Below are 18790 nucleotides of genomic sequence, written 5' to 3' on the forward strand. Positions count from 1 at the left end.
AAGTCGGCGGCGTCCATGGCTGGAACGACCAATTTTTGGGATTCAAAATGTCGTTTTATCGAGAGCAATCACAGATCGATCTCGATCACCCCGTCTGCCCGGGCCGCCCGGCTTTGGCACAGTATGATCGCACCTTCGCGTTGTTTTTTGGACAAAACGAAATCGCGGTGTTCGATATCACCTGAAATCACGTCACATTTGCAGACCCCGCAGATCCCATCAGCGCATTTCACATCCACGTGAAAGCCCGCCTCATTAAGTACCTGCGCCGCATCTTTGTCAGCGGGTACAGTCAACTCCCGACCCGATTTCGCCAATTTCAGAGTGAACGGATGGTTCTCATATTCAGGCTGTTCCGGCACCGAGAAATATTCGAGATGCCGTGCACCTTCCGGAAACCCCTGCCGTTCGGCTGCGTGAATGACGCCGTCCATATAGCGGTCGGGGCCGCAGGTATAAACGTGCCATCCGTCCTGATATCCGCCCAGAACAGCCTCCAGATCGGCCCGTGTGCCCTCGTCCGAGAAATGATAGTGCACGTGATCGGCCCATGGCATAGCCGCCAGATCGTCCAGATATCCGGCACCTGCTCGTGTGCTGGCGGAATAGTGAAGCTCGAACGGTTTGCCCATCGCATGTAATCGGTGGGCAAAAGCAATCATCGGCGTGATGCCAATACCGCCGCCCATCAGAAAGGTTTTGGTTGCAGTCTCGTCCAGCTCAAAATGGTTTATCGGCTTTGAGATGAAGACCTTGCGCCCTTCGTTGAAGATGCGATGCAGCAAGGCCGAGCCGCCGCGCCCCTCATCCTCGCGCAGCACGCCGATCTGATAAGTGTTGCGGTCGGAGGGATCGCCCGACATCGAGTACTGCCGCAGGAATTCGGGCGAAACCAGCACGTCCAGATGCGCGCCCGCAGTCCATTTCGGCAAGGGCGCACCGTCGAGGGTTGAGAACTCGTACTTGGTGACATCCGAGGTCATCTTGTCGACCTTGGTTAGTTCCACCCGCATCACCGGGGCGTCCCCTGCGACCTGATAACGGTGGATCACAGACATATCGCCTGCCGTTTTGCGCGCTTTGTAGTCTTCAGCTGTGACCATCGCCTCATAGGCGGCAATCCCGGCTTCCCGGTCCATGTTGAAGGGATAGGGCCATGGGTGCGGAGCGAGAGGAGCGGGGTAGACAGCAAGCGTCTGATCCTCGTACTTCAAATCGAGGTCTTTTTGTAGGTCCCGCCGGTTCAATGGGTGCTGCGACGGGCGATAGGCCCCGTCAGGTTCCAGCTCGATATCCCACCACCATTTCTTGATGTTATTTAGACCACCATTGCCGACCGCATCATCCAGTTTGGCCAATGCAGGCGCGGCCTGCGGAATATTCATCGCGGCCCATCGGAACGGGCGTTCCTTGAATATACCTTCGAGATTCCACGGGCAGGTCTTCATGCATCGTCCGCACATCGCCCCCCCGGGCGTGGTGATACGGTAAGTGGCGCATTTCTGGCTGTCGGATTTCCAGATTTCATAGCCGTTGAACATCAGCTTTGGCCCGGCAGTGATCGCGCCCGAAGGGCATTCCCGAGCGCATTTGTTGCAGCTTTCGCAAAACGTCTGAAGGCCGAAATCGATGGGCTTGTCATGCGTCATCGGCATGTCGGTTGTCACGACACCGGATTTCAGGCGCGGGCCAAGATAGGGGTTCAGGATGACCTCTCCGATGCGGCTGACTTCGCCCAAGCCTGACAATAGCAACAGCGGAGGCTGCAGCACCTCGCCATCCATCACCGTATGCGCCTTGGCTTTGTAGCCGAGGTTGCGAATCTGCTGCGCGATCACACCCCCCAGCAGCGAGAACCGCAGATAGGCCCGCATGGACTGGGCGACGCTGATCCAGTCATCCCCGCTGGCGCCTTCCATCGTCTCGTAACCCTGGTCGATGATCATGCTGATCGCCTGATCATGGGGCGGAACGATTTCTTCTCCGGTGGCGTCATGGGAATACCAGCTCCACTCGGGGCACCGGCTGAGCCCGACCGCATCGACCCCAAGGAAATAGGTTGCAGCCTTGATATTCGCGGCATTTCTTTCGGTATCTGTGGGTTGTACAGCCTCGGCGCTGTCACCGTCCTGCAGCAAAACAAACGCGCCCAGCGCGCGGCGTTGGGCAAAGCTGGGGGCGGATTTGCGCACGTAATGCCCGCCCTTGGTCGCGTCCTGCAGCGATTTTCCCATGTCGCCGAACTGAGCCCGCGCAAACATGTCTGCGCGTTTGGGCACCCGGGCTACGTTTTGCTCGTCGATATAGGTGGTCGTTGTTTCGACTCGTTTGAGGTTTTCAAAAGGATGTGCCCCGTCCACATAGCGCCGCTTGGCATAGGCATCCCGGTTCAGAGCGTTCTTGGCGAAGCCTGCACCCAGCCACCATGCAGGTCCTTGCGTGCGGAACCACGGTTGTTCGGCCAGCGGTTGCAAGGGTCGGTCATGCGCGATCTCCATTTCGGTGGTCACAGCGGCCAATCCGAACCGCTTACCCAACCAGGGCACCACAACCGCACCATCCTCAACCGAGGCCAGACCCGCAGCAACTGCCAGCTTGCCCAGATCAACCTCAGAGGACATCGCCGTATGCGCCCGCGCATCGAAACCCAGGAGGCGGATGTAGTTGGCAATGACCACTGCATTCTCGGTGGCAAGCAAACAGGCGCGGTGATCCTGCGCATCCATGATCCAATCGGACCCGGGCTCCGAGGGGTCCGGATCGCGGTTGAACTCATAGAGAAACACGAGCGTATGGCGATGACAGTCCATCGGGCGTGGCGCGGCCTCCATGCTTTCTTTTAGATCCGCCATGATCAGATCGATGCCCGAGGCCAGCGTTTTGGTTTGCCGCGTCCTAAGCGCATGAGCCAGCCGGTCGATATCCGGGTTGCGCCGAGGCTCAGCCAGCATCGCCTCCGCGGGTAGCGGCCCACAGCCCATCATCGACGCATCGTTGAAATAGCCAAACGCTTTCAGATGATTGGCACGATCTGCTGGGTTGGCAGGAATTTCCGATGCGACGGGGTTCACAAATCCATCCCGAATTGCGTCCATCATCGCCTGAAACTCGCCCATCGCATTCACGATGCTTTCGGGCTGCTCGGGCCTGCGAAAGCTAAGCGCACACATCGGTTCGACCTGCGCCAGATCAGGCATCCGATCCAGCCGCGCCAGCCGTTCCAGCGGGAACGGACCCATGTGAACAGGTCTGTTCTTGTCCGAGAAAAAGCGGATCCCCATCGCGCGCCTCCAGTTAGCTGCCCTTTCCCCTACCCCGGCATGGACACCAAATCCATTCATGAATAATCATAAATGGTATGAGCAGAATTGATTTCACAGATCTGGACGGCAAGGTCCTACGGGTGTTCCTGACGATACTCGAAGAAAGCTCGGTGTCGAAAGCTGCCGACCGGTTAGAGGTGACGCAATCGGCCATCAGCCATACGCTGGGCAAGTTGCGGCAAGTGCTGGGCGATCCACTATTTGTCCGATCCGGACAGGGGCTGACCCCGACCGAACGCGCTTTGTCGTTGAAAGAGCCGGTGCAACAGGTGTTGGATAACATGCGCGCCCTGACCGAGGGCCGCCCGTTCGATCCGCTGTCCGATCAGATGGACATCAAGATCGCCACCAACGACATGCCGCGCGAGTTGATCTTTCCCGATCTTCTGCGCACAACGCGGGCCGAAGGCGTCAGGTTGCGGCTGGAGTTCATCCCTTCGGGGGTTCCCGACCCGGACTTGCTGCGCAGCGACCGGTGTCAACTGATGCTCACCCCGCTGCCTCCGGACGGGCCGGATATCTTTCAGAAGCGGCTGATCACTAGTCCGTTGATGGTATTTTACGACGCCTCCCGACGCGATCCGCCAATTGATTGGCAGTCCTATTGCAACAGCGACCATGTCGAGGTGCGCTTTGCAGACGGCCGCAATGCCCGCGCCGTGATGCGTGGCGTGGATCAAAGCCAGATCAGACCGCCCGTCGTAACCCTGCCGCATTTTAACGCAATCCCGCCTTTCGTGAAAGGCAGCGACCTGATCTCGACCGACACGGCACTGATGAAACAGGGGCCGCTTGCCACTCTGGACAGCGCGCCTTTGCCGTTCAAATGCAAACCGGTGTCGATCTATATGGTCTGGCATCAACGCTCGGCCAACGACCCGGCACATCGTTGGTTACGGGAACGGATCGACTCGATTGCAGCCACGCTTCAGACCTGAGACAGCAGCCATTCACGCATCTGTCTCACCAGCTCTGGCTGACGTGGTTTCTGCGGGGTGACGATGAAAAAGCTCAGATCGTCAACCAGCACCTCGGAGAGCGGCTGAATTAACCGACCCGAGGCCAGTTCAGCCGACACAAGCGGCGCATTTGCCAGAGCAAAACCTTGCCCTGAGATTGCGGCGTCAATTGCCAGACTTGTCTGGCTAAAACTCATCATCCGAGGCTTCCCCTCGACCCCGGCGCGTTCAAGAAACAATGGCCACAGCCCATGGGAATCGCTGAGCAGAACGTGTTGCATCAGGTCGTCTGGACCGGAAATTTGTGATGCGAGGTCCGGACTGCCCACGACAACGAACTCGGTCGAGAACAGAGGTGTCGCTTGCAGACCCCGCGCAACCGGTGAACGGCTTTGGCGTACCGCGATATCAATTCCATCAGACTGGAAATCCGCCAACCGCTCGCGCGCATCAACCTGCACCGATATATCGGGATGGCGGGTCACAAAATCATTCAGACGCGGAACCAGCCATTTTGAGGCAAAGCTGGGCGTGACCGAGATCGTGATCTGCCGCTGATCAGCCAGCTCATCGACAGCCTCTTCAATCAGCCGAAACGCCCGACGCAAAGGCGCGTGGAACCGACGCCCCGCTTCGGTCAAGCGCAACCCACGTGGTAGTCGTTCAAAGAGTGCAGTGCCCAGACGCGCCTCCAACCCCCGCACCTGCTGCGCAACGGCCCCTTGCGTCACTCCAATTTCTTCCGCAGCCAAGCGAAAGTTTAAGTGGCGTGCCGAGGCCTCAAAGGCGCGCATCGCATTGAGAGGTGGAAGAGCGGGCATAACTAGACTGTAGATTTTCTACTGCCGCTGCGCAACAGAACTGATTGGTCAAAGTGAACTCTGCCAGCCATCTTTGCATCAGATATCGCAAAGGAGCGTGAAGATGGAAAAAGTAGCATTGATCACGGCAGGCGGCAGCGGAATGGGCGCGGATTCCGCGCGCAGATTGGCGGCTGATGGTTTCAAAGTCGGCATTCTGTCCTCGTCAGGCAAGGGCGAGGCGCTGGCGCATGAGTTGGGTGGCGTGGGCATCACGGGCTCAAACCAGTCGAATGATGACCTGCAGAAACTGGTCGACGCTGCAATGTCCCATTGGGGGCGGATCGATGTGCTGGTGAACTCAGCCGGGCACGGACCCCGCGCAGCGGTGCTGGAACTGACCGATGAAGACTGGCACACCGGCATGGATGTCTATTTCATGAATGCCGTAAGACCCACGCGGTTGGTGACCCCTATCATGCAAGCGCAGGGCGGTGGATCGATCATCAACATCTCAACCTTTGCTGCGTTTGAACCGGACCCGGTTTTTCCTACCTCGGGCGTATTCCGCGCCGGGCTGGCGGCGTTTACCAAGCTGTTCTCGGACAAATACGCCGCCGACAACATCCGCATGAACAACGTCTTGCCCGGGTTCATCGACAGCCTTCCGGAAAAAGAAGAGTTCCGCACACGCATCCCGATGGGCCGCTACGGGCGCAGCTATGATGAGATCGCCTCGGTCGTGGCTATGCTCGCCTCCGAAGGCGGAGGCTACATAACCGGGCAGAACATCCGCGTCGATGGCGGTATCACCCGGTCTGTCTGAACTCAGAACCGCGCCTTAACAAGATGCGTCAGCGCCGCGCCGGTTTCGAAGAAGGCGCGGCGCAGGCCAGTCCAGTTTTCGCTATACTCAGCCACTGACGGAACCGGCAGCAAAGACGGATCGTCCTTCAGCAGGCTCTCTGCCATCAAGCGCCCGAACACGGTGCCCGGCCCGATCCCGCGACCAGAAAACCCATGCGCGGCTAACGCATTTGGCCCGATCTGAGTGATTTTGGGAATGTGATCCGAAGTCATGGCAATCCGCCCATGCCAGCCCTCGATCAACGGCTGATCCGCCAGTTGCGGATACAGCGCCGCCAGTTTGCGCCTGATCCAGGATTTGTGGGCAAATCCTCCGGCGCTGCTTAGATCCCCCATGCCGCCAATGACGAACCGCCCCGTCTGATCCAAACGGAAGGATGTCATGATGAGGCCGGTATCCCAGCATCCTTCTGCCTTCGGCAATATGCTGGCCCGCAGGTTATGGGACAGCGGCGCGGTGGCGTATTGGAAGTAATAGACCGGCACATAGTCGGGCGCCATATCGGCGATGCCCTGATGATAAGCGTTGGTCGCCTGAATAACCGATCTTGCGCGTACGGTTCCACCATCCCCCTGCAGCACCCAAGCCCCGGCTTCCTGCCGCAAAGATCGAACCGGGCTTTGCGTATATATCTGCGCCCCCGCATTCTGTGCGGCGCGGGCCAGTCCCACCGCATAGCCCAGCGGCTGAATTGTACCCGCGCGGGGGTCAAACAATGCGCCGTGGACTGCCGGGCTGCCCGTCCGCTGGCGCGACGCATCAGGATCAAGCAATTCAACCGGCGCACCAGAAGCGCTCAGCTGTGCGTGGCGTGTACGCAGATCACCAAAGCCCGATGCCGAATGAGCACAATGCAACGTGCCTTGCCGCTCAGGCTCGCAGTCAATCCCGTGCGCTTCAATCAACTCGAACACGTCTGACGGCGCGTTAGCCAGCAGATCGATCAACCGATCCCCCGCCATTTGCCCCAGATGCGACCGAATTTGATCGGGTGGCAGCCAAAGCCCTGCGTTGACGAGACCGACATTCCGCCCCGATCCACCATGGCCGATCTGATGCGCTTCGAGCAGGCACACCGAAGCCCCCGCTTTTGCTGCGGTCAAGGCCGCAGAACACCCGGTGTAACCACCGCCGATCACGGCAAGATCAACGCTTACGTCATCAGAAAGCTTTTGCGTGTCGATACGCTCGCGACAGGTCTGCCGCCATAACGATTGATCATAGTCGCGCATGCCCGGGCCTCGCCAAAGTTTCGCTGATCATCAGGCTGGTCTCAGTTGGTTGCAAGGGCGCGCTGGTCAGCCCGCCCCATGGCGATGAGGAATGGATCCGCCTCCTGATGCGACTGGAATGACGCCTTGTCGGTCATGCCCCGCCAGCGCCCCAGTGTCAGTGACTGCGCCACCGCGCCGCTCAGCGTTGCACCGGGGCCGGTGATGATGAACAGCTCGGGCGCGAACTCGCGTGCGGCCGTCTGGATCGCATGGGTGAAGTCATAGGTCTCGGTCACCTGATGGCCCAGCGTGTAGTCCCACAACTCACTCGTGTCAGTTGCGCCGGGCCACCAGATTTTGCCGCGCCCGTCAATCATCGGGAACTTGGGCTGAGCAAAAAGATCAGAACTCAATTGCGCCCGACCTTCCGCCGCCACCGGGGCCTGCAGCGCCGTATGAAAGGCGGCGTGATTGGCCAGCCGCAATGGGAACCGATCCTGCACGGTGGGGTGTGCCGCCTCAAACGCCGTCAGACCCGCCTCATTGCCTGCCAATACCAGCATCCCGCCCAGATCGATCGAAAGCGCCAGAGAATGATTGCGCAACGCATCGATCCTCGCCACCTCATCCAGCAATGCGGCTTTGCGGGCAGGATCATTCGCCCATGTCTCATCGACGAATGGGTAAACCAGTTGAGCGCCGATCAGGTGCTTCTGCATCAGCGTGCCCATCGTATTGACCACGCGAAACCCGTTCCCAGGGGTCAATGCCCCTGCGGCGGCCAGCGCGATATACCAGCCCATCGAGTTACCAGTGACGGCGACGACTTCAATATCGTTGGCCAATGCCTGCGCATCGGCCAACGCGGCAGCATAGATCAGGGGTGAGGCCACATCGCCGCGCGAGTACTTCCCGACGCTAAAGCGATCAGCCCCATCCAAGGCAGTAATCGCATCCTGTCCGGTTCCGGCGCGAATGGCGTCGAAGCTGCGGAACAAGTCCATACGATCCGAATGATGTTGGTGCAGATAGCCCAGCTCAGGCTTGTTATAAGTGCCCCGGCCCGGGCAGATCACAACGGCGGTGCGGGTCATGAGGCTGCTCCTGTTAAAGCCAGCGCTGCGGCAACGATACCGTCTTTCGAAGGAAGAGGTGCGGCATAGGCGGGGCCAGTTGCAATAAAGCAATCCTCGGCCACAACGCGGGCAGTTCGGGTAGAAGAACTTTGTTCGGCGAAGAAAGTCATCAGCGCCTCGGACTGGCTGCCGGTCTTGCGGCATTCGTCGACGATCAAAACATGCGCGCATGTTTTGGTGGCTTCGCGCAAAGCCTCAACCGGCAGAGGAGCTAGCCAACGCATATCGATAATCCGGGTTTTTAGACCCGCCGCCTCAATTTCGGGCAGGGCCTGTTGCGACAGGTAATGCCCGTTGCCATAGGTCACGATGGCGAGATCGGTGCCGTGCCCGTGTACTCCCACCTCGCCCAGCGCAATTTTCTGATCCCGCGCAGGATAGGTGGTCATCCATCCGCCATCCTGCGCCGCATGCAGATCGCGCATCGGGTAGAGTGCGATCGGTTCAAGAAACACCACGACCCGCTGCTCTTCGCGCGCCAACCGCACGCATTCGCGCAGCATCAGTGCTGCATCGGCCCCGGTCGACGGGCAGGCGATGATGACACCAGGGATATCCCGCAAAACGGCCAGAGAGTTGTCGTTATGGAAATGTCCGCCAAAGCCCTTCTGATATCCGAGCCCCGCAATCCTCAGCACCATCGGGTTGGTGAACTGCCCGTTCGAGAAGAACGGCAGGGTTGCCGCCTCCCCCCTGATCTGATCCTCGGCATTGTGCAGATAGGCCAGAAACTGGATCTCGGGGATCGGGATGAAACCGTTATGGCCCATACCGATCGCGAGACCCAGAATGGACTGTTCATCCAGCAGCGTATCAATCACGCGGTCCGGACCAAAGCGTTGCTGCAGCTTTTGTGTGACGCCATAGACGCCACCTTTGCGGCCCACATCTTCGCCCATGCAAACGATCTCGGCATGTTCCAACATCAGATCGGTCAGCGCCCAGTTGATCAGGCGGCTGAGCGGCTGCGGCTCATCCATCGCGCGCATATCTGCGCCAAAGGTCTTCGCACGCGCCTCAGCGCTCGGGCCGTTGGTCGCTTTACAAGGGCGCTTAGGCGGGATCAGGCTTGCCATCACTTCGGTCGCATTGGCCAGATGGGGACGGCTGGCAGCCTCTGTAGCCACACGATCCGTTCGGGTGCAGGTATCGCTGTAGATTTTTAACGCCTGATCCGGCGACAATGCATCCGCCTGATCCAGCAGTCGTACGGTGTGCAAAAGCGGATCATTGGCCTCATCCGCCTCAACCTCAGTTTTCGGCAGATAGGTCGTGGGCACATCCGCCCCGGCATGGCCATAAAGCCGCACGGTTCTGAGATGCAGGAAGGCCGGTTTCCTGCGCTTGCGGACATAATCTGCAGCCTCTTTCGCGACCGCATGGGTTTCATAAATGTCCAACCCATTGGCCTGAAAATACTTGATCCCCGGACGATGCTCCATCGACGCCTGAATCCAGCCCTTGGGCGTTTTGACCGAAATCCCGATCCCGTTGTCTTCACACACGAACAGCAGCGGCAGCGGCGTCGATTGCACACTGGTCCAGCCTGCCGTGTTGATCGCCCCCTGCGCGGTGGAGTGATTGGCCGAGGCATCCCCAAATGAACACATCGCAATCCCGTCTTCCAGCAACGCGCGATGCTCCGGCGCATGTCGCCGGGCCGCCCCCAGCGCGTAAGCCACACCCACCGCTTTGGGCAAATGGCTGGCGATGGTCGAGGTCTGCGGGGGGATCATCAGCGCCCTTGACCCCAGCACCTTATGCCGCCCGCCCGAGGTCGGGTCCTCTTTCGAGCACGCAAAGCTGAGCAGCATGTCCCACGCGATCTGCTGGCCCGGCACCTGTTCGGCACGCGCGATCTGAAACGCAGCATCCCGGTAATGCAGAAAGGCAATATCGCTTGGGCGCAATGCGTGCGCGACGGCGGCCATCCCTTCGTGGCCAGATGAGCCGATGGTGTAGAACCCCTGCCCTGCCTTCTGCATCGCCCGGCTGGTCCGATCCAACGCGCGGCTGAGAACTTGCGACCGGAATAGCGAAACGGCTTCAGCATCGCCCAGACCGACGCGCGGCGGGGCTCCGTCGGGAAAATCACGATTTGCGACACGGGTCAGGAAATTCTCATGTACGATCTGGGCGCGGTCCATGTCTCTCGCTTTTGTCTTGTTGGTGTCATCGGCCTTGGGGAACCTCTGCGCGGGTGCGACCCGCTTGCTGACTTGTCCCGCGCTCCGACGTGAATTTCAAGATCGCGGATGGCGCGGCACCCTCTCGGCCACAAAGGTGATGTGGCGCACCAGTCATCGCTCTGGCGGCAGGAAAAAACCAGTGCTATTGCGTTCAATAGGTATGAGGAATTGTCATATGATTGCACCCCGCCGTTTCTTGCCTTCAATCTCGTCCTTGCTTGCGCTTGAAGCCGTAGATCGGCTGGGCAGCGCATCTGCTGCTGCAGCTGAGCTGTCCTTGACACAAAGCGCGATCAGCCGGCAATTGAAGACGATGGAGGATCAGCTGGGAGTCCAGTTGATCGAGCGTAGCCAGATGCGACTGCACCTGACGCCTGCAGCCAAAGTCTATGTGCAAACCGCAAGGTCTGCTGTTCAGAATCTGGCGCAGGCCGCACTGAAACTCAAAGCCAATCCGGCGGGCGGGTCACTTGACCTGTCGATCCTTCCAGCGTTCGGCATGCACTGGCTGGCACCCCGCCTGCAGCATTTTGCGCGACGTCATCCCGAGGTTACTGTCAATCTGGGGACCCGCCTCAAACCGTTTGATTTTACGACTGAGCCATTTGATGCCGCGATCCATTTCGGTCAGCAGGATTGGGCGGGCGTTCAGTATCTGCCGATCATGCGGGAAGAGGTCCTGCCGGTCTGCGCCCCTGCCCTTACCGCCTTCAATTTCAGTAACTTGGATGCTCTCCGCGCCGCGCCACTGCTGCATCTGGAGTCGCGTCCGGATGCCTGGGAGCGCTGGTTTGAGATACAGGGCCAGCCCGTCACCGGCCTACGGGGAATGCTGTTCGATCAGTTTTCGACCATGATTCAGGCCACGATTCATGGGTTGGGCGTGGCTCTGTTACCGTCATATCTGGTGCAGGATGATTTGCGCACCGGGCGGCTTGTCCAGGCATGGGACGGGCCGCGCGTGAGCCTTGGCAGCTATTATCTGGTCTGGCCGAATGACCGCTCGATGCCCGAGCCTCTACGGTCTTTCCAAGCCTGGATCAGTGAACAGATTGGGGCAGACGCCCACGCCTAACACGGCCTTAGAACTTGCCGTTGTCATTTTTCCATTCGCTGCGTGGTGCAATGGACTCAACCGTATCCCAGTGTTCGACGATCTTGCCATCTGCAACGCGGTACAGATCATAAAATGCGCTGTGAGTGCCCTGATATTCACCTTCGCACACGGTCAGTACAAAATCCCCTTCCGCCAATACCCGATGCAGATGCTGATAGTTTAGGGCGTTCCTATCGGCCAATGCGGTCCTCAAGGCAGTCAAATTATCAGAGAACTGCGGACTGTGTTCTACGTAAGCGGAAGTGTTGATACAGGCCTCTATCTGGTCGAGGTTCCCGGCAATCAACGCGGTTTCGACGAAGGCGCGAACAAAGGCCCGGTTTTCCTCGGTTTGCTCGACATCCCGAACTTCGGTCGGACCATCCACCATACTGTGATCCGAGCCGTTTGGCCCCATCCGTTTCTGGATATTGTCCCAATGCTCTACCGCTTGCCCGTCTTCGAACCGGAACACTTCGAAGCCAATATTACGACGCGAGAAATCATATTCCGTATGCGCAAATACAAAGTCGCCGTCTTCAAAGGCGCGTACGATATTCACGTGCGGTGAGGTCTGGGACAGCCGTTTGAATAGGGATGCAAGCCCTTCGCTGCCTTCATGGGTTTGCGGATTGTGCTGGATGTATCGTGCTTCATTTACCACTGAAACCGGACCCGGATCGCCCGTTTCGATGCTTTTGAGCAGGGCAGATATGCGATCTTTGTTGGACTTCTCCATACCGGGTTCCCTTCAGGTCTGACTACTCCGTGATCACAATGGCAGGCGAAGTGTCAGGCATCAACGCCAGCAACAGCCAAACCCTGCGCGGCCTTCGGCCTTGCGTCCTGCGGACGGCAGGGGGCCAGGCAAGCGCGGGCTGCGCCCGCGCTTGCCTGGCCCAACGGGAGGAGACGTTCCGCTAGGAATGTCGAAGACGGGCGGGAGTGTTTTGGTTCAGACGTCCAGCGAACGGGCGATGAGTTCTTTCATGACTTCATTCGTCCCGCCATAGATCATCTGGACCCGCGCATCCGCATAGAGCCGCGCGATCGGGTACTCCATCATGAACCCATAACCGCCGAACAGTTGCAGGCATTCGTGCATCACTTCGTTCTGCACCTCAGAGCCCCAGTATTTCACCATCGAGGCCGTCGCAGCATCCAATTCACCGGCCTCCAGTTTTCCAATGCAGTCATTGACGAAACTGCGCAGTACCTCGGCCTTGGTTTTACACTCGGCCAACTTGAAACGTGTGTTCTGGAAGTCCATCACCCGTTGTCCGAACGCCTTGCGCTCCTGCACGTAGTCCACCGTCTGCGATATGGCGAAATCGATCGCGCCCAGCGCCATGATCCCGATGGTCAGCCGCTCCCACGGCAACTGCTTCATCAGTTGATAGAACCCCTGCCCCTCTTCCGGGCCCAGCAGGTTGGTCATTGGCACCTTAACGTCTTCAAAGAACAGCTCAGCCGTATCGTTGCCCTTCATTCCCAGTTTCTTGAGGTTCCGCCCCCTCCGGAACCCGTCAGCCCCGTCGGTTTCGACCACAATCAGAGAGACACCCTTCGCCCCTAACGACTTGTCAGTTTTGGCAGCCACAATAACCAGATCAGCCGATTGCCCGTTGGTGATGAATATCTTGGACCCGTTGAGCCGATAAGAATTGCCATCCTTCTCAGCGGTCGTCTTCACCGCTTGCACATCCGATCCCGTGCCCGGCTCGGTCATGGCCAGCGCGCCGATCATCTCACCCGAGGCCAGTTTCGGCAGCCACTTCTGTTTCTGATCCTCACTGCCATAAGCGGTGATGTAGTGGGTCACGATAGACTGGATGCCATATCCCCATCCTGCGTCCCCGCGCGCAGTCTGCTCATACAAAGTAACGGAATCGAAACCCATCCCGCCGCCGACGCCACCATATTCCTCAGCAATCGAACCGGCCATCAGACCCGTCTCTCCCGCCTGCAACCAAAAGGTACGATCAACCGCCCCGTTCTCGGCCCATTTCTCGGTATTGGGTACCAAGGCATCATCCATGAACCGGCCCGCCATTTCAGCAAACATTCGGTGTTCGTCAGTAACCCAGGCGGCGGTGCTGGTAAAAAGCGACATCAAATAGCTCTCCAGATCAGGTGTTTGCCCAAAACTAGCCGGGTGTGTGATTCCTTCCAATCCATGTGACGTGGCGTCCAGGACAGATACTACGCAACGTCCTTGGCACCGTTGCCGAATTTGGGGCCAAACGTTCACATCTGTGTTCCCACGCCTGACAGAGCAGGCCATCATCGACCATATTGCGCATACGCCCCGGACGACGCAGGAGACAGCATAATGCCCCGCGCCTTTTCTGAACTGACCTTCACACCTGCCGTTCGCGCCCATCAAGAGCGGATGGGATCCGCAGCGACCTACGCGAAATTCCTGAGCCGAGGACCAAAACAGGGCCACCAAATCGGACCGACCGAAGAGGCGTTCATTCGCGCCCGCGACGGGTTCTATCAGGCCACCGTCTCAGAAACCGGCTGGCCTTATGTGCAGTTTCGCGGTGGGCCGATAGGGTTTCTGAAAGTGCTGGACCCGCACACCATCGGCTATGCGGACCTGTCTGGTAACAAACAATATATCTCGCGCGGCAACCTGGATGGAAACGACCATGTGGCGTTGATCTTGATGGATTACGCGAACCAGCGCCGTCTCAAGATTCTTGGGCGGATGACATTCACGGAAGGTGCCGCAGCAGCGGCTGATCTCTACATCAAAGGCTCCGAGACCGAGGCAGAACGGGCCGCGATCATCAAAGTTGAAGCGCTTGACTGGAATTGCCCCCGCCACATCACGCCGCGCTTTACCGAGGCCGAGCTTCGGCCACATCTGAATGATCTGGGTCAGCAACTGGCTGTTCTGCAATCAGAAAACCAGCGTTTACAGAGGGAATTGGCTGAGCTCAAAGCTGCGGCCGTTTTTCGAAGATGAAATCCGCGCCGGTTCAGATGTGAAACGAATGGCGCGCGATCGCTATGGATCTGAGCGGCAAATTGTGACGCAGGGTTGCCCTTTGGTCCAAGCTTTGCTTTGTCCTTTCTAAACATCACGACCTGCCGTCCGCTTGAGGCAGGAGCGGATAACAGAGAGGATCATCACATGGCAAAAGTTGCGTTCCTTGGCCTAGGCGTCATGGGCTACCCGATGGCCGGGCATCTTCAGGCTGCCGGCCACGAAGTCACCGTCTACAACCGCACCGCATCCAAGGCCGAGGCTTGGGTCGCCCAGCATGGCGGCGCGATGGCCCTGACACCGCGGCAAGCCGCAGAAGGGGCAGAGTTCGTGATGGCCTGCGTTGGCAATGACGACGATCTGCGTATGGTTTGCACAGGTGAAGATGGCGCCTTTCACGGAATGGCCAAGGGTGCGGTATTTGTTGATCACACCACCGTCTCGGCCAAGGTCACGCGCGAGTTGTACGAGGCTGGAAAGACACAGGGGGTTGCTTTTGTGGACGCCCCGATCTCGGGCGGTCAGGCGGGAGCCGAAAATGGTGTGCTATCGATCATGTGCGGCGGTGACATGGACGCTTATCGTGCTGCTGAGCCGGTGATGCAGGTCTATTCCAAAATCTGCCGCCGCATTGGAGACAGCGGCGCGGGTCAAATGACCAAAATGTGCAACCAGATCGCGATTGCCGGGCTGGTGCAGGGCCTGAGCGAAGCATTACATTTTGCCGAGAAGGCCGGGCTTGATGGCCGAGCTGTGGTCGAAGTGATCAGTCAGGGCGCGGCTGGCAGCTGGCAGATGGCCAACCGGTATGAAACCATGCTGGATGACCATTTTGAGCATGGCTTTGCAGTCGACTGGATGCGCAAGGATCTGGGAATCTGTCTGGATACCGCCAATGAGACCGGGGCTTCACTGCCAGTGACGGCGCTGGTCGACCAGTTCTACAAAGACGTGCAGAAACTTGGCGGGGGCCGGTGGGATACGTCCTCGTTGTTCAAACGGTTGCGAGCACTGGACTGAGCAAAGGGGGGGCTGTCTGCCCCATCGCGCCAGGGCGCGACTCCGCCCGAAGATATTTTTGGCCAGATGAAGAGGATCACCGTGGCAGTTGCAAGAGATAGCGCATGAGCGACATGAACACTTTCTGGGCTGGTCGCCTGCGTGAACACTGGGGTCTGGACGCCCGTCTGACGCGTCTGGATGGGGAGTACGACCTCAACTTTCTGGTCAAAGCCACCAACGGGCAGGATTATGTGCTCAAGGTGATGCGCGCGGGGTGCGATGCGGCATTGGTCGATCTGCAGATCAAGGCGCTGGAACATCTCAGCGCAGCAGCGCCCGGATTGCCCTTTCCTGCTGTTTATCCCGATTTGAACGGGATGATGTTGCCTGAGATTGCCGACGCACATGGGCAACCGCGACTGGTCTGGCTGCAGGAACGACTGCCGGGGGCATGCTATGCAAGCAGCGCGCCCAAGACCGAAGACCTGATACTAAAACTGGGCCGTGTTCTGGGCGCAACCGACCGGGCGCTGGAGGGGTTCACCCATGAGGGTTTGCAGCGCGCCGATTTCAAATGGGATTTGACGCGGGCGAGCTGGATCGTCGACCAACTAGAGGCCATCTCTGATCCGGCAAGACGCGCGCGCGTTCAACAAATCGCGGCGGATTTTGAGGCGATCTCTGATCAACTGGGTGCATTGCCAAAGCAGGCGATTCACAATGATGCCAATGATTACAATATCCTTGTTGAAGGCAATCTGGGCGAACGACGCAGCATCTCGGGTCTGATCGATCTTGGCGACATGTGCGCGGCGCCGCGCGTTTGCGATCTGGCTATTGCCGGGGCCTATGTCGTTCTGGACCACCCTAAACCCGAGCGCGCATTGGCTGCGCTGGTACGCGGGTATCACGCCGCCAATCGGTTACGCCCGGATGAGATCGACCTGATCTGGCCTTTGTTGCAAGCACGGTTGGCGGTGTCCGTGGTGAATTCGACGCTGATGGCGATTGAGAACCCGGATGATCCGTATGTCACGATCAGCCAGGCCCCAGCGTGGCGATTGATTGAAAATGAGGCAATCAATGGCGCACTCATGCCCGCCCGATTGCGCGCCGCGTGTGGCTTGCCCGTTGTGGATGGGGCCGAGCGCATCCATGCCTATCTGTCCAACCATCGTGGACATTTCGCGCAGATGTTCGGGCAGGATCTGAGCGACACGCCAATGGGCTCACTGTCGGTGGAAAACTCAACCTGGCCTCAAAACCCGTTCCACATGCCGTTGGACGAGGCGGCGCGGGTTGGTGAGGAGTTTGGGGAAGGTCCCTGGCTTGGGTATTACAGCGAGCCTCGCCTGATCTATGCTGAGCCGGGGTTTCGCAAGGGACCGTGGAAAGCGTCGGATCGGCGCACAGTGCATCTGGCCGTGGATGTGTTTGCACCCGCCGGAACAGTGCTGCATGCACCTCTCAGCGGTCGGGTCGAAGCCGTTGAAAACAGGGACGCGCATCTCGACTATGGCGGGGTTGTGATCCTGCACCACGAAACGCCCGAAGGGGATGCATTCTACACGCTTTATGGCCATCTGGACCCTGAGGTGAGCGAGCGTTTGAAACCGGGAGACCCGGTGGCTCAGGGTGCAGCTTTTGCCCGTCTGGGCGACGCCAGTCAGAATGGCGGATGGGCCCCGCATGTGCATTTCCAACTGGCGTTGACGACCGACGGTATGCAGGCCGACTGGCCGGGCGTAGCGGATCCTGATGAGCTCGAGCTTTGGCACGCGGTCTGCCCCAACCCCGCAGCACTGTTGAACTTGCCTGATGAAAAGGTTTTCTATCGACCAACCGACAAGCAGGCGATCCTGCAGGACAGGCGCGAACACTTCGGCGGCAATCTCAGCCTGACATACGACGACCCGGTCATGCTGGTGCGTGGCTGGAGGCATCACCTGTTCGATGAATGGGGGCGACCCTATCTGGATGCCTACAACAACGTTCCGCATGTAGGCCATGCGCATCCGCGTATTCAGGCGGTTGCAGCGGATCAGCTGAAGCGCATGAATTCGAACACGCGCTATCTGCACCCGGCGCAAACCGCCTTTGCCGACAAGGTATTGTCGAAACTGCCGGATCACCTTGAGGTCTGTTTCTTCGTCAACTCAGGGACTGAGGCCAACGAATTGGCTCTGCGTCTGGCGCGCGCGCATACCGGGGCAAAAGGGATCGTGACGCCCGATCACGGCTATCACGGCAACACAAACGCTGCGGTGGCGATCTCGGCCTACAAATTCAACAAACCTGGCGGTATTGGGCAGGCAGATTGGGTGGAACTGGTTGAGGTCGCGGATGACTATCGCGGCTCGTTCCGGCGTGATGACCCCGAGCGTGCCCGGAAGTTTGCTGACCTGATTGATCCGGCGATTTCGGCATTGCAGGCAAAAGGGCAAGGCCTAGCCGGGTTCATCGCTGAAACATTCCCCTCGGTCGGGGGACAGATCATTCCACCAAAAGGCTATCTGTCTGCGGTCTATGAAAAAATCCGCGCCGCCGGAGGGGTCTGCATTGCCGATGAAGTCCAGACTGGCCTCGGGCGCCTGGGCGACTATTACTTCGGCTTTGAACATCAGGGCGCGCTGCCTGACATAGTGGTAATGGGGAAGCCCATCGGCAACGGCCACCCGCTGGGTGTGCTGGTCACTACCAAAGAGATCGCCGAAAGCTTCGACAACGGGATCGAGTTTTTCTCGACCTTCGGAGGATCGACCCTGTCCTGCCGGATCGGAAAAGAGGTGCTGGACATCGTCGACGATGAAGGCCTTCAAGAGAACGCCCGTGTGATGGGGGCTCACCTGCTGGATGGCCTCAAACAGATCGAAGCTGACTTTGGCTGTGTCGGCGATGTGCGCGGTATCGGCCTCTTCTTGGGTGTGGAACTGATTAACCCGGATGGCTCGGAAAGCGGTGAGATTTGCAGCTACGTCAAGAATCGGATGCGCGATCATCGCATTCTGATCGGTAGCGAGGGATCCAAGGACAATATCCTGAAAATCCGGCCACCGCTAACCATCGAAGCAGAGGACGTCGACATGATTCTTTGGGCGCTGCGGGAGGTTCTTGGCGAAGTGGGTGACTACAGCCCTGCCCCCATGTGCGATCACGATCATCATCATGCGGGCTGCGACTGCTGCTAAGAAACACAAAACCCCAGCGA

The 18790-nt window shown here is 58.8% G+C and carries 13 protein-coding genes; 6 read left to right on the forward strand and 7 right to left on the reverse strand.

Annotated features, from left to right (window positions below; genetic code table 11):
• Positions 1 to 68 precede the first annotated feature (68 nt).
• The gene (locus tag ACR0NE_RS19320) at positions 69 to 3281 is read right to left on the reverse strand and encodes a reductive dehalogenase (protein ID WP_170595174.1); all 3213 of its coding nucleotides are present in this window, start codon (positions 3279 to 3281) and stop codon (positions 69 to 71) included.
• Between the two features lie 77 nt (positions 3282 to 3358).
• On the opposite strand from ACR0NE_RS19320, the gene ACR0NE_RS19325 reads away from it, so the two are divergent.
• Positions 3359 to 4261: a LysR family transcriptional regulator gene (locus ACR0NE_RS19325; protein WP_170595171.1), complete on the forward strand. Its 903-nt coding sequence runs from the start codon at positions 3359 to 3361 to the stop codon at positions 4259 to 4261.
• Here the strand turns inward: ACR0NE_RS19325 and ACR0NE_RS19330 are convergent.
• Positions 4252 to 5103 (reverse strand): LysR substrate-binding domain-containing protein, encoded by an 852-nt coding sequence (locus ACR0NE_RS19330; RefSeq protein ID WP_170595168.1) that lies wholly within the window; start codon positions 5101 to 5103, stop codon positions 4252 to 4254. The two genes, ACR0NE_RS19325 and ACR0NE_RS19330, sit on opposite strands and share 10 nt — an antisense overlap.
• Positions 5104 to 5206: 103 nt before the next feature.
• On the opposite strand from ACR0NE_RS19330, the gene ACR0NE_RS19335 reads away from it, so the two are divergent.
• Positions 5207 to 5908 carry an SDR family oxidoreductase gene (locus ACR0NE_RS19335; RefSeq protein ID WP_480459942.1) on the forward strand — a complete coding sequence of 234 codons (702 nt, stop codon included), beginning with the start codon at positions 5207 to 5209 and terminating at the stop codon, positions 5906 to 5908.
• Between the two features lie 2 nt (positions 5909 to 5910).
• Here the strand turns inward: ACR0NE_RS19335 and ACR0NE_RS19340 are convergent, their stop codons facing one another.
• Genes ACR0NE_RS19340 through ACR0NE_RS19350 form a run of 3 tightly spaced genes read right to left on the reverse strand, consistent with a single transcriptional unit; the run spans position 5911 to position 10447 of the window.
• Positions 5911 to 7182 (reverse strand): NAD(P)/FAD-dependent oxidoreductase, encoded by a 1272-nt coding sequence (locus ACR0NE_RS19340; protein WP_170595162.1) that lies wholly within the window; start codon positions 7180 to 7182, stop codon positions 5911 to 5913.
• A 41-nt stretch (positions 7183 to 7223) separates the two neighbouring features.
• A complete protein-coding gene (locus ACR0NE_RS19345; RefSeq protein WP_170595159.1) occupies positions 7224 to 8258 on the reverse strand; it encodes an ACP S-malonyltransferase in 1035 nt (344 codons plus the stop codon).
• Positions 8255 to 10447: a thiamine pyrophosphate-dependent enzyme gene (locus tag ACR0NE_RS19350; RefSeq protein ID WP_170595157.1), complete on the reverse strand. Its 2193-nt coding sequence runs from the start codon at positions 10445 to 10447 to the stop codon at positions 8255 to 8257. Before ACR0NE_RS19350 ends, ACR0NE_RS19345 begins: the two co-directional genes overlap by 4 nt.
• Positions 10448 to 10664: 217 nt before the next feature.
• Between ACR0NE_RS19350 and ACR0NE_RS19355 the strand changes: the two genes are divergently transcribed.
• Entirely contained in the window at positions 10665 to 11564 is a 900-nt protein-coding gene (locus ACR0NE_RS19355; RefSeq protein WP_170595154.1) for a LysR substrate-binding domain-containing protein, read from the forward strand.
• Positions 11565 to 11571: 7 nt separating this feature from the next.
• Here the strand turns inward: ACR0NE_RS19355 and ACR0NE_RS19360 are convergent, their stop codons facing one another.
• Both ACR0NE_RS19360 and ACR0NE_RS19365 read right to left on the reverse strand, forming a co-directional pair.
• Complete coding sequence (locus ACR0NE_RS19360) at positions 11572 to 12324, reverse strand: nuclear transport factor 2 family protein (protein ID WP_170595151.1); 753 nt, start codon at positions 12322 to 12324, stop codon at positions 11572 to 11574.
• A 216-nt stretch (positions 12325 to 12540) separates the two neighbouring features.
• Positions 12541 to 13698 carry an acyl-CoA dehydrogenase family protein gene (locus ACR0NE_RS19365; protein WP_170398374.1) on the reverse strand — a complete coding sequence of 386 codons (1158 nt, stop codon included), beginning with the start codon at positions 13696 to 13698 and terminating at the stop codon, positions 12541 to 12543.
• Between the two features lie 219 nt (positions 13699 to 13917).
• Here ACR0NE_RS19365 and ACR0NE_RS19370 point away from each other — a divergent pair, with 219 nt between their 5' ends.
• The 3 genes from ACR0NE_RS19370 to ACR0NE_RS19380 all read left to right on the forward strand — a co-directional run bounded on the left by ACR0NE_RS19370 (position 13918) and on the right by ACR0NE_RS19380 (position 18770).
• The gene (locus ACR0NE_RS19370) at positions 13918 to 14559 is read left to right on the forward strand and encodes a pyridoxamine 5'-phosphate oxidase family protein (RefSeq protein WP_170425645.1); all 642 of its coding nucleotides are present in this window, start codon (positions 13918 to 13920) and stop codon (positions 14557 to 14559) included.
• Between the two features lie 114 nt (positions 14560 to 14673).
• Complete coding sequence (locus tag ACR0NE_RS19375; RefSeq protein WP_480459897.1) at positions 14674 to 15600, forward strand: NAD(P)-dependent oxidoreductase; 927 nt, start codon at positions 14674 to 14676, stop codon at positions 15598 to 15600.
• Between the two features lie 104 nt (positions 15601 to 15704).
• The gene (locus ACR0NE_RS19380) at positions 15705 to 18770 is read left to right on the forward strand and encodes an aminotransferase class III-fold pyridoxal phosphate-dependent enzyme (RefSeq protein ID WP_170595148.1); all 3066 of its coding nucleotides are present in this window, start codon (positions 15705 to 15707) and stop codon (positions 18768 to 18770) included.
• Positions 18771 to 18790: the final 20 nt, after the last annotated feature.

It is taken from the genome of Ruegeria sp. C9 (genome assembly GCF_056537585.1).